Origin of the sequence: Arcicella aurantiaca (assembly GCF_003148625.1) — a bacterium.
GTDB classification, from domain to species: Bacteria; Bacteroidota; Bacteroidia; order Cytophagales; family Spirosomataceae; genus Arcicella; species Arcicella aurantiaca.
The window spans coordinates 118787-130388 of sequence record NZ_QGGO01000016.1; the positions used below are offsets into that span (position 1 = coordinate 118787).

Genomic DNA, 11602 nt, shown 5'->3' on the forward strand with positions numbered 1-11602 from the left:
TTTTTGGCTAATATCAAAACATTTGCTTTAAAAATTGAAAATTTTACCTATTGATAAGTTTATATTTTTTCAAATTCCTAAAAGCTTCCTCCATGTCCGAAATCGTAAATTCCAGAGCAAATTCATCTTCGGTATCCACAAAAATATTTACGTTGTATTTATCGCCGTACAAAATATCCATTCTGGTTCTGATATTATTCATACCAACGCCACTTGTATGTTCTTTTGGACCTTTATTTTTTCGGTTATAAATAGACAGAAATAAACTATTTTCTTCTATAAGCATGATGATTTTTGCAGGATTTTTTGGGTCGTGAATATCTCCGTGTTTAAAAATATTTTCGATGAAAGAAATCAAGACTAATGGCAAAATCTCCAAGTGATTAATATTTTCTTCTCCTTCGATGGTCAAATCAAGATATAATTCATTGCTAAATCTCATTTTCTGGAGCTTCAAGTAATTCTTAATGTGATTAATCTCTGAATAGAGCGAAACCAGCGTGTCTTTTCCTGTTTCGGTGAGCGTATAACGCATAATGTTAGACAGCGTCATGATTGATTCTGCCACCGAATCAGAAACCATAATAGCCTCAGAATAAATAAAATTTAAGGTATTGTACAAAAAGTGAGGATTTATCTGTGCTTGTAAAAAAGCAATTTGAGTCATGTCTTTTTGATGTTGGAGCTTAGCGTTAGCTTCCACTAATTTTCGCTCTCTTACCTCCAATTCTATGGCATGTTTTGCAAAACCGTAGCCATAAGCAAGGAGGAGATTATTTAGAAAGGCATAACCACTATCAGAAAGAAAGACATTGAGAACAAAGGGTTTATTGTCATACGGAGTCATAACATCTAAAAGCGGAAACAAATGAAAATTGAGTAGATACCGTATTTCTAAAAATAAAATTAAAATTAGAATGTTACCCAAAATGGCAAAAATGTATTTTCTTCTAAAGAGGAAATATTTGAGGATAAATATATTTGGAACAAATACGAACAAACCCCAAAGTGGATAATTGATAATAACTCTTAGCAAATCTTTATATGATTTGATTTCAAGCGTATATAAACCAATATTGAACAGGATATAAATTGTCCAAAATGACGATAAAAAAAATATACTTTTCTTTCGATTTTGATAATAATTATAGACCCAATCAATAAATTTATTCATAATATTTCGTTCTAATTTACCGTGAAAATAAAGAAAAGTATAGGGAAAATAGCTATTAGTATAAGTTATTTCTGTGCCTCATTATTTTGATGCAACTTTGAATCAAGAAAACAACGAAACAAATTTAATTTAGTCTTTAATAATAAAATAATAGAATATTTTGAATTAAACATTTGATAATCAGTTATTTGTAAATTTAAAGCTAATTTGATTTGTAATTTTTAAACATTATTAAAACCTCAAAAACTAAGAAAACATGAAAACTTCAACCTCAAATCTAACTGTAAAAAAAGTATCAATTGTTAAGTTTAACAATACCAATGAATTGGTTGATAATCAATCAAGAAAATCTATAAGAACAGGGGAATGGTTCTAATCATAAAATCCTCTAAAACCAATCATTCGTATAGCAAAACTACCCTTTTTGTATAATAAAATTTAATCTCTGAATTTATTTAAAGACCTTTGAAACAGATAAAACGATTACCTCTAAAACTATTAAAATTATTATTTAAATAAAAGAAACCTCAAGTTAACCTCTTTAAACTATTAACTATGAAAGTTGCCATGAAGACTTGAAATTACGCACTTATGTATCAGTTAGACATTCCAAATTTTGCAAAAGAACTTATAAGTTCAATTAGCTCAGAACAAGTTGATAGAATTTTTTCACAACAATATGAAGAAATTGTCAATCAAATTAAAATGGAAATAAATCCTAATCAACAAAGCCAATTTTCTGGTTTTTGGTGGGAAGAAAATGCCCAAAGAGCAAGTTATTGGTTCATCAAAATTCAAATGTCTTGGAATACTTCTGGAAGTAACTTCGACAAAACTCATGTGTTCTTGAACAACCTTTTTGAAACCGAAGAAATAGATTTATCTTTTCAAAATGGATTAATGGGGCTTCTGCTCTGGTTGGGTCGAGAAAATGAAATGATAAAGGATTTAGTAATTGAAGATTTTATCGAAAAAGCAACGCAGTTTTTATTAAGTAAAAAAATGAAGTTAAATGCCAATTGGAAACAATTTTCATTTTTCCCTGAAGCATTTGATGAAGACACTTGGACGAGCAACAATACGCTCTCGTGGACTGTCGGAGATTTACACCTTGTAAAATTATTCTATCGCCAATCAAAAGGTGATTCAGAAAGCAAATATTACGAAATCGCTGAGAATATCGGCTTGCATTCAACCACCCGTGTACGTGAAGAACAAACCCAAATTACGGACTCTTCGCTGGCAAATGGTTCAATTGGCTTAGTAGTTTTGTACAACGCTCTTTATCAAGAAACGGGTCAAGAAGCCTATCTGAAATCAAGCCAATATTGGCGAATGAGAACTGAAAAATTCTTGGAAATAGAATTACAAAATGGTTATTACGCAGGTCGTGAAGACAATATTTTGGATGGATTAGCAGGAATTTTAATGGTTTTTCAAGAATTAGAAAAAGAAGAAATAAGTCCTTTGCTTACGTATTTGGCAGGATAAAAATGACCTCTTAATTAGGGGTTGGGATTTAGGTATTAGGATTTAGTGTTAGAACTCGTGATTAATCAAGTTATTACAGCATAATCAAACATTGCCTAAATTTACTTAATTAGAATTTAGTTGTTAAAACTACCGACGTTTTGGATTGTGTTGTGTTTAAACTCGCTATCAATCAGGATGTTATAGATTTTAAGAGGTAAGCAAAATTTTAACTTGCACTAAAAAATATTAAAATGTTACGATGGAAGACGCTCGTCTGCCTCACGTTTGGACTGTGCCTGTACGGTAGCATTTCATGGGGGCAAGCCTACATACGAGGTGTGGCAACCTACAATAAAGTCAATCCTTTGGTCGGGGCGAGTATCACTATTGATGGTACTTACGACGGAGCAACCAGCCTGAAAGACGGTTCTTTCCAGATTGAAACGCAGGAACTTGGGAAACAAAAATTGGTTTGTCATTTAATAGGTTTTGCAGACGTAACAATGCCGATTGAAATTACAAAGGGAGCAACTATAAACGTAGAAGTGGTTTTTACGATGAAAGCCTCCAGAATTGAAGAAGTGGTCGTCAGAAATCCAGCCTTTACCAGCAGTGATAAAAGCCGAGTAACTACTTTAAAACCTTTGGATATTTTAACCACTGCGAGTGATGGAAATATCACGTCGGCTCTCAAAACACTTCCGGGAGCTCAACAAATTGGCGAAAGTGGCGATTTGTTCGTCAGGGGAGGAACAGGCAGCGAAACCAAAACGGTCATTGATGGTTTGGTAGTTAATAATTTCAATTACAGTTCGCCGTCGGGTGTGGCGTCACGAAGTCGTTTTCCCCCCGGTTTATTCAAAGGTTCGTTTTTTAGTAGTGGCGGATATTCAGCATTGTACGGTCAGGCACTTTCTTCAACCTTAATTTTAGATTCGGAAGATATTCCGTTAAAAAGTAGTGCAGACCTCACCATAACCCCTTTTTGGCTCGGAGCAGGGGTAAATAAAGTCAATAGAAATGGTAAAAACTCGTGGGGAGGAAGCGTAAATTATACAAATCTCGCTCCTGTGTTTTCAGTCACCAAACCTTCTATGCAGTTTGACAAAGTTCCAGAATATTTAGATGCAACGTTTTTTGCAAGACAAAAAATAGGCACGAGCGGAATGCTGAAATTTTATGGAAGTGTCGGTTCAAATAGCGTAGGTGTAACTCAAAAAGATGCTGATTATGAAGGTGTTAAAGACGAAATTACGATAAAAAGTAAAAACGTTTATACCAATCTGACCTACAAACAGAATTTGAATAATGGTTGGAAAATGTACGCAGGATTATCTTGGAGTGGCAATTACGACAATAATGCTATCCGTGCATACAGAATAGACTCTGCGATAACTGTATTTGATTCCGTCGGGAAATTTAATTCAAGTTATTTGCAAGCCAAATGGGTTTTGACCAAACAGATTTTTAATCGTTCAAAATTGCATTTTGGAAGTGAATTCCAAAATAATGATGAAAAAATTATCTCGGTAAAAAAACAGCTTGAAAAGGCTCAAACGGATAATTTAACGGCTCTTTTTGTAGAAACAGATACTTATTTGTCAGATAATTTGACGGCAAGAATTGGACTAAGATACGAATATAGTTCTTTGATGGATAAAGCAAATATTGCCCCCAGAGCATCGTTAGGCTATACTTTTATGAATGCAAGTGTGCTGACGGCTTCGTATGGAGAGTTTTATCAGAAACCTGACAATAATTTACTTTGGCAAAAGCAAAATTTAGATTTTACCAACGCAAGCCACTATATTTTGACGTATCAAAAATCAGATAGTTATCATTCGTTCCGAACAGAATTATTTTACAAAGATTATAAACGTTTAGTCAAAACCGTTCCCGATTTTAATAACAACGGTAGAGGCTACGCACAGGGAATAGAATTGTTTTGGAGAGATAAAAAGACTTTCAAAGGGTTTGATTATTGGCTGACTTATTCATTTTTAGATACCCAAAGAGAGTTTTTGAATTATGCTAAATTGGCTCAACCAACTTTTGCCGCAAACCATACGGCTTCGGCAGTGGTAAAGAAGTTCTTTTCTGGATTGGCAACTAATATTGGTTTAACTTATACCTATGCCAGCGGACGACCATATTATAACCCAAACCGCCCGAAGGAAGAGTTTTTAAGTGACAAAACGATTGATTTTCACAACTTAGGATTGAGCGTTGCCTATTTACCCAAAATTAAAAAAACGTTTTCGGTATTAGTCCTAACGGTGAGTAATATTTTAGGGAATCAGCAAGTGTATGGATATAATTATTCAAAAAGCGATTCTTCACAACGAACGGCGATTACGCCAGTAAATAACCCATTCGTTTTCCTCGGTTTGTTTGTCAATTTTGGCATCGACCGAAGCAACGAAATTATCAACGGAAGACTTTAAACTTTAAAATATACAAATCATGAAAATGAAATTTTTACTTACCCTATCATTGATTTTTGGAGCTTTAACTGCCAGCTATTCACAAAACATAAAAGTGAAAATCCAAAGTAACAAAAAACATCAGGGAACGCTACACGTGGCTCTTTGCAACAATCCTGATGATTTTATGTCTGAAACCTACAAACAAGTGGCAGTAAAAGTACCCGCAAGTGGTGAAACAACCGTTGACTTTTCTAAAATTCCGCACGGAAAATATGCCATCAGAGTTTATGTTGATACGGATAATAGTGGAGATTTGACGACCAATCTGATTGGTATTCCAGAAGAGCCTTTCGGATTTTCAAATAACCCAAGAATCAAATTAGGACCTCCCACTTTTGAAGCAGCCAGCTTTGACTTCAAAAATGACATCAATCTAACTATCAACTTATTATCTGTAAAATAATGAAAAAACTAATTGTTTTATCGCTCATTACTTTTTGGGGATGTTTCCAAATCAATGCCCAAGTAAAAGAACGTTATTTGAATGAAATGCAAAAAAATGTATCAGTGTTGGATACAGCCACTAAAAAAGCTGATTTCGAGAAATTGATGCACAATTTTGAAAGAATTGCCAAAGTCGAAAAAACAGAATGGCTACCCAATTATTACATCGCTTTTTGTGCGACGCTTTTGGCAGGACGTGAAAAAGACAATAATCTTGCCGAAGAATTGACCGACAAAGCCGAAGGATATTTAGCCATTGCGGACTCGTTAAGTCCTAATAATTCCGAAATATTTGTGATGAAAGCTCAAATTGCTTTTACAGAAATTAAGGTTGACGTAATGGAGCGAGGCATGAAAAACTCAATGCAAGCAAGCAAATATTTATCGCAAGCTTTGCAGTTTGATAATCAAAATCCACGTGCGTATTTGATGTTAGGAATGGGTAAATATTCAATGCCCGACCAAGTGGGTGGCAATAAAAAAGCAGCTTGCGAACTTTTCAATCAGGCAGAAAATTTGATGAATAAAACTCCCAAAACAGGAATTTTACCACATTGGGGAACAGACGAACTGAAATCTATGCTTGCAAGATGCGAAAAAATGATGGCTAAAACTGCCAATACAAACTCGACAGGGAAATAAGTAGGGATTGTCTATCTCTAAAATTAAAAATACAAAACCTCAAATCTTAAAACATAACGAATTATGAATTTCAACAAATTTTTCTCGACCAAAGACAAAGAACAAGAATTGAATGAAGGTTTAATGATGCTTGAAGCCGAAGACCGCCTCGAAATGATTTATCTATCAACGGAATTTACTGATAGCTTACTTTTCGATAATGACACCCTTGATTTAGATGACGAAGTAATGTTCTAATTCAACCATAAGTTTAGCCATGAAAACTAACCAATTATTAACCGAAGGACTTCCAGAGTCGCTTTACAGCATAGAAATGGAAGAACGCTTAGAAACTATCAATTTGCCTGCTGAAGCCTTAATCGAAAATTGTTGTACAGAAATATTTACTCCTTGTTTATGTATTTGCGATTGTAATTCGCCAACAACCGATGATGGGATTAATGTAAATTGATTAACATTCTTACAAGATTAATCCTCTAAAATCATGACAATCACAGAAGATTGCGACTTACTACAATCCGTTGAAATTGTACACGTCGAAAAAAATAAATATGCTCTTCACGGAAATGACAAAATATTTTTTGTGGGAGAGATGCTCTATGACATCTTCCGACTCCGAAAAGAAGGGTATCAAATGGAGGAAATTCACGAATTTCTAACACAAAAAAATAACGTTTGTCCTTCAATAGAGAAGATTGAGCAGGTTATCGACCAAAATCTTGATAAGATATTCAAACAACCAGCTCGCAAAGACGTTGATGCCAAAAGTAAATATATTTACGGACAGATTCGTATCATTCCAGAATCAGTTTTAGGAAAAATATCAAACAGTTTGAAGTTCTTATTTAACCGATACATATTCATGATTATGGTATTATTGGGCAGTACGTGGACATTCTTATTGGTAAAAAGTATTTATCTACGTGGTTTGTTTGATAGTCGAATTTCCTTAAAAGACGGCATATTTTTATTCATTATCAGCTATGTTTTTCTATTTGTGGTGAGTATGCTTCATGAATTTGGACATTCCTCTGCCGCCGCACGATTTGGCATAACGGCAAAAGAAATTGGGTTTGGCTTTTATTTGATTTTTCCAGTGCTTTATACAGATGTTACAAAGGTTTGGTTACTGAATCGCTATAAACGTATAGTGGTAAACGTTGGAGGAATTTATTTCCAATTACTCATCAATGTTGTGCTGTATTTTATCTTTAAAAACTTTAGTGCTTACCAAAATATCGTATCGGCTTTGTTCTTGACAAACACCACTTTGGCTTTGTACTCGCTTAACCCGATTATGCGAAACGACGGATACTGGATTTATAGTGATTTCTTCGATATTCCTAATTTATCAAGAACCGCATTTGATTATCCTGTAAGAGCGTACCAATATTTTAAAGGAAAACGACCTTCTTTTCATACCGAAGGAATTGTGACTTGGGGACAAAAAACGGCACTTTTTATTTATGCTTTGGTTTTGTATTCGTTGTTGATGTTACTTCCGATTGGTTTTGCTAATGTGAGTTTTTACAACTTTAAGGAAGTAATGAAATTTATTCAGCAATATCCTCAATTACAGGGGATTACCTTAGCAGAAGAGTCATTTCATATCTTGAAATTAGTATTCTTTTATACCTTAACAGGCTATTTTACCGTCAGAATGTTTAAAGGAATGTTCATGAAATTTAAGGCAGCTTAACAAATACCCTAAATCAAACGAAGACAATGGTCAAGACTTTAACACAATATTTATCTTTTGCCAATGAGGTCAAACAAAATATTGACCAAGAACTTACTAAAATTCAAGCAGATAACGGAAAATTAAGAGAGTTTTTAGCCAGTTCATCCAATCGTCAGCGGTTTTTACCAGACTTCAAAATTGATGATATGGACTTTTATAAAGACGTTTTATTCAACCGATATTTTGGAAAAGCGGTAGAATCTCAAACTGATTTTGACTTAATGCACAGTCTCATAGAAGTAGAAGGCGATACCAGTTTTTTGAATGATTTAGGTAAAAAACCGTTCTTATTTACGACTTTCCATTTTGGGCCAATCGGGGCAATCAGTCAGTGGTTACAACGTCATGGTTTTGAGCTAACAATGCTGACCATCAGCGAAGGAGTTTCCAAAGAAATGCTTCATACCGATGCTCCAAGCACTTTTGATGTTCTTCATGCAGACTCTCCAGACGTAATGCTCAAGATGATGTATAAGCTAAAAGAAGGTAAAAGTTTGAAAGTAACCGTAGATGGAATGTGGGGCGTAACGAAAGATGAAGCCAAGAAATCATTTGCCAAAATCAAGTTTTTAGACAATACTTTTATGTGTAAAAAAGGCATTCCTGCACTTTCTTACGCATCAGGAGTACCGATAATTCCAGTGATTGCAAGGCGTGACCCACTCGGAAAAATCATACTTCGTTTTGGTAATCCTATTCAACCATCGAGAAGTATTCCGAAAGAACAATTCATTACCGATACCCTACAAGAATGTTATGATTTTTTTACGGATATTCTTCGTAAACATCCATCACAATGGGATTTTTGGTTCATTATGGATCAACTTTTTGAAAAGCCAACGTTAGAAATTCATCTGAATAAAGCGACTATTTTAAAACAGTTTTTAGCTTTATTCAAAGAAGGGAAATATCGCTTCAATAATGAAAAATATGAAGTTTGTAGCTTGAATGAACAAAAAGCCTATTTGTTTGACCGCAAAACGCTTGGTTGTTTCGGAGTTTCAAGAAATCTATCTGGATATTTAAAGGCTTTACCAACAGAAGGGCGGAATCGGAAAATCGTTAAAAACCATTTGAAACAAGGATTATTAGACGACCTTCTCAATCGAGGTGTTTTAGTCAAAGTTTAACCTAAACATTACAAAATCATGATTTTAGTCCTTAGCCACGATGCCTACGAACAAGGTACAGACCCCGTAATTAGTTGGTTATTACATCATAAAGCCAACTTTTTAAAGATTTCAATCGGGGATTTGTTAGGGGCAAAAATCCCTTACAAAGTGGATATTGACCGCCAAGATATTGTAGTAAATGGTATAAGTTTCAAGGATAAAATTAGTGTAATTTGGCACAGACGTTTCATGGGTGAAATGAATCATTTCTTGAATTTTGAGAGTGTTCATGCTGCCAATTTGAGAGGAGAAGTCAGAAAAGAAATTGATGTTTTTATGGAATATTTAAGCACACTTTTGAAGAACAAAAAATGGCTTACTTCCTTCCAAAAAATCAATATCAACAAAATTGAAGCCTTAAATATTGCTCAAGATTGTGGCTTGATAATTCCTAAATCGTGCATTGTCAATAACAGAGAAGAAGCTCTTAAATTTTGGAACCAACACCCAGAAGGCGTAATAACCAAAACTATTTCGGGCAGTAGAGGGCATTATATTCATGAAAATGATACTTACGTGATGCTCACGACCGATATGACCCAAGACCGAATGGAAGATTTGCCTGCTTTTTTCTTGCCAACGCTTTTTCAAGCAAAAGTAAAAGCAGATTTTGAAATCAGGGTTTTTTATCTCGATAAACAGTTTTTCCCAACGGCAATATTGACCCCAAAATCTGCCCGAAGTGTGGATAGAAAAATGGATAATAATACGGTTTCAACGCACTTTGTTCCGTATCAATTACCTGCTGAAATCATGGAAAAACTGAACGTATTTATGGAGAAAATCGGATTGAATACAGGAAGTATTGACCTGATGAAATGCCAAGATGGAAGCTTAGTTTTTTTAGAAGTAAATCCCGTTGGGCAGTATTCGGCAGAGTCGGAAAGGTGCAATTATAAAATCGAAAAATCTATTGCCGAATGGCTCATTAAACAAGATAATTAAATGAATATCAAGGGGATAGAAACAATATTTGACGATAAGTTACTTGCTCAGTTGCCACCAACTTACCGTTATTTAGTCAGGATTGAATCCAGCACTTTCAAAGAGCATTTTACGGGCTATCGTTTTAGCAAAAGTGAAAGGCATTTTTCCAAAAATTTCATCAATGCCAACGCTTATAAACCTCTGTCAGAAATTGTTTATCAAGATATTAAGTAGGTGTTGGGGTTTAGCGTTGCAATTCGCTATTCTATCCATTCAGATGTGTACAATTTTATAATCACCAATTACTTAAATCAGATGGAAAATAAACCTATATATTTCAAGCTTTTTGCTCATAATATTCCCGTTTTGGGCAAGGAGAGAAGTGCTATTTATGATTTGCAAAAAGGTGAAATTGTGTTTATTCCGAATATTTTATTTCAAATTATTCAAGACCTAAAACAGAGTTCGTTGGCAATCGTAAAGAACCAATATGCACCTAAACAGCCAGAATTATTTGATAATTACATTGATTTTTTAATCAAAAAGGATTTAGGTTTTAAGACAAAATCGCCCGAGAGTTTCCCAGAAATAGACCTGAGTTATCAAGTGCCTGCGGGAATTTATAATGCCGTTATTGAGTCAGATTTTGAGCAATACGATATTAGTTTGGCTATCAATTCATTAGACGAATTATTATGCCGACATCTTGAATTGAGATTACAAATTAATGGTATCGAAGAAGATTTTTTACTGCAATTTTTTAGAGAAATCAATCATAAATCTTTCCGTTCAATGGTTGTTTTTATAGAATATCGACCAGAATTATGGCAGGAAGATTGGGCAATCAAAGTGTTTGAAGCTTGTCGGAAAATTGAACAACTGATTATTATTAATTGTCCAATTAGCTTTAAATCAGACCAATACACCGACAAAATTATTTACACCACGCAGTCGCTTGACGAGTTGAGTATTTATAAAAAACGGTACATCGTCAATATTAATTATTTCAGCGAAGCATTACATTTTAATCCTTTTTACAATCGAAAAGTTTGTATCGATAAAGAAGGAAATATCAAAAATGATTTGAGGGAAAACCATGCTTGGGGAAATGTTGAAAAAGATAATTTATTGAAAGTAATTGATAGTGAGGAATTTAAAAGTATTTGGGAGGCATCACCTGATAAAATAGAAGGTTTGAAAGATTCCCCTTTGCGATACTGTCAGTTTTTGCCGTTCCAACTGTCTAAAAATGAGCATAATACATGGTCGGTGGTAAATGAAAATATTTTACAAACCGCCAATTAAGATAAACTGGGTTAGCCGAAAACCAGTATTAGAGTAGGCAAAATAACTAAATCAAACAAAACGATGAAAAATCAAGAAATCGAATTAACAGAAGGTCTTTTCACAATCGAAGCAGAAGAAAGATTGGAAACAATCCAAATGGCAACAGACGTAGCAGAAAGCTGCTGCGTAGATGGTAACGAAGATATTTCAGTATCATTAACATAGTAACATCTGGGTAAGCTGAAAACCAGTAAAA

13 protein-coding genes are annotated in these 11602 nt (G+C 34.3%); 12 read left to right on the plus strand and 1 reads right to left on the minus strand.

Going from position 1 to position 11602, the window contains the following annotated elements; genetic code table 11:
* Positions 1-43: 43 nt before the first annotated feature.
* Positions 44-1174: a sensor histidine kinase gene (locus LV89_RS15410; RefSeq protein ID WP_109743810.1), complete on the minus strand. Its 1131-nt coding sequence runs from the start codon at positions 1172-1174 to the stop codon at positions 44-46.
* 591 nt (positions 1175-1765) lie between these two features.
* On the opposite strand from LV89_RS15410, the gene LV89_RS15415 reads away from it, so the two are divergent.
* From LV89_RS15415 to LV89_RS25215, 12 genes are all read left to right on the plus strand, one after another.
* Entirely contained in the window at positions 1766-2665 is a 900-nt protein-coding gene (locus LV89_RS15415; RefSeq protein ID WP_109743811.1) for a lanthionine synthetase LanC family protein, read from the plus strand.
* A 233-nt stretch (positions 2666-2898) separates the two neighbouring features.
* Entirely contained in the window at positions 2899-5091 is a 2193-nt protein-coding gene (locus LV89_RS15420; RefSeq protein ID WP_109743812.1) for a TonB-dependent receptor, read from the plus strand.
* Between the two features lie 19 nt (positions 5092-5110).
* Entirely contained in the window at positions 5111-5536 is a 426-nt protein-coding gene (locus LV89_RS15425) for a DUF2141 domain-containing protein (protein ID WP_109743813.1), read from the plus strand.
* Positions 5536-6219 carry a tetratricopeptide repeat protein gene (locus tag LV89_RS15430; RefSeq protein ID WP_109743814.1) on the plus strand — a complete coding sequence of 228 codons (684 nt, stop codon included), beginning with the start codon at positions 5536-5538 and terminating at the stop codon, positions 6217-6219. Before LV89_RS15425 ends, LV89_RS15430 begins: the two co-directional genes overlap by 1 nt.
* Before the next feature lie 63 nt (positions 6220-6282).
* Positions 6283-6456 (plus strand): hypothetical protein, encoded by a 174-nt coding sequence (locus LV89_RS25210; protein ID WP_158279600.1) that lies wholly within the window; start codon positions 6283-6285, stop codon positions 6454-6456.
* 19 nt (positions 6457-6475) lie between these two features.
* Positions 6476-6670, plus strand: coding sequence for a hypothetical protein (locus LV89_RS15435; protein WP_109743815.1), 195 nt, complete (start codon positions 6476-6478; stop codon positions 6668-6670).
* 33 nt (positions 6671-6703) lie between these two features.
* Entirely contained in the window at positions 6704-7918 is a 1215-nt protein-coding gene (locus tag LV89_RS15440; protein WP_109743816.1) for a zinc metalloprotease, read from the plus strand.
* Positions 7919-7944: 26 nt separating this feature from the next.
* The gene (locus tag LV89_RS15445; protein ID WP_109743817.1) at positions 7945-9090 is read left to right on the plus strand and encodes a lysophospholipid acyltransferase family protein; all 1146 of its coding nucleotides are present in this window, start codon (positions 7945-7947) and stop codon (positions 9088-9090) included.
* An 18-nt stretch (positions 9091-9108) separates the two neighbouring features.
* Positions 9109-10077, plus strand: coding sequence for an ATP-grasp domain-containing protein (locus LV89_RS15450; protein ID WP_109743818.1), 969 nt, complete (start codon positions 9109-9111; stop codon positions 10075-10077).
* Positions 10078-10293, plus strand: a complete 216-nt coding sequence (locus LV89_RS15455; RefSeq protein ID WP_109743819.1) for a hypothetical protein — start codon at positions 10078-10080, stop codon at positions 10291-10293. It abuts the gene before it with no gap.
* A gap of 81 nt (positions 10294-10374) precedes the next feature.
* The gene (locus LV89_RS15460) at positions 10375-11364 is read left to right on the plus strand and encodes a hypothetical protein (protein ID WP_109743820.1); all 990 of its coding nucleotides are present in this window, start codon (positions 10375-10377) and stop codon (positions 11362-11364) included.
* A gap of 63 nt (positions 11365-11427) precedes the next feature.
* Entirely contained in the window at positions 11428-11571 is a 144-nt protein-coding gene (locus LV89_RS25215; RefSeq protein WP_158279601.1) for a hypothetical protein, read from the plus strand.
* Positions 11572-11602: the final 31 nt, after the last annotated feature.

Bases quoted from the DNA above. Each gene is read 5' to 3' on its own strand.
- LV89_RS15410 (WP_109743810.1), bottom strand. From the start codon at position 1,174: ATGAATAAATTTATTGATTGGGTCTATAATTATTATCAAAATCGAAAG.
- LV89_RS15415 (WP_109743811.1), top strand. From the start codon at position 1,766: ATGTATCAGTTAGACATTCCAAATTTTGCAAAAGAACTTATAAGTTCA.
- LV89_RS15420 (WP_109743812.1), top strand. From the start codon at position 2,899: ATGTTACGATGGAAGACGCTCGTCTGCCTCACGTTTGGACTGTGCCTG.
- LV89_RS15425 (WP_109743813.1), top strand. From the start codon at position 5,111: ATGAAAATGAAATTTTTACTTACCCTATCATTGATTTTTGGAGCTTTA.
- LV89_RS15430 (WP_109743814.1), top strand. From the start codon at position 5,536: ATGAAAAAACTAATTGTTTTATCGCTCATTACTTTTTGGGGATGTTTC.
- LV89_RS25210 (WP_158279600.1), top strand. From the start codon at position 6,283: ATGAATTTCAACAAATTTTTCTCGACCAAAGACAAAGAACAAGAATTG.
- LV89_RS15435 (WP_109743815.1), top strand. From the start codon at position 6,476: ATGAAAACTAACCAATTATTAACCGAAGGACTTCCAGAGTCGCTTTAC.
- LV89_RS15440 (WP_109743816.1), top strand. From the start codon at position 6,704: ATGACAATCACAGAAGATTGCGACTTACTACAATCCGTTGAAATTGTA.
- LV89_RS15445 (WP_109743817.1), top strand. From the start codon at position 7,945: ATGGTCAAGACTTTAACACAATATTTATCTTTTGCCAATGAGGTCAAA.
- LV89_RS15450 (WP_109743818.1), top strand. From the start codon at position 9,109: ATGATTTTAGTCCTTAGCCACGATGCCTACGAACAAGGTACAGACCCC.
- LV89_RS15455 (WP_109743819.1), top strand. From the start codon at position 10,078: ATGAATATCAAGGGGATAGAAACAATATTTGACGATAAGTTACTTGCT.
- LV89_RS15460 (WP_109743820.1), top strand. From the start codon at position 10,375: ATGGAAAATAAACCTATATATTTCAAGCTTTTTGCTCATAATATTCCC.
- LV89_RS25215 (WP_158279601.1), top strand. From the start codon at position 11,428: ATGAAAAATCAAGAAATCGAATTAACAGAAGGTCTTTTCACAATCGAA.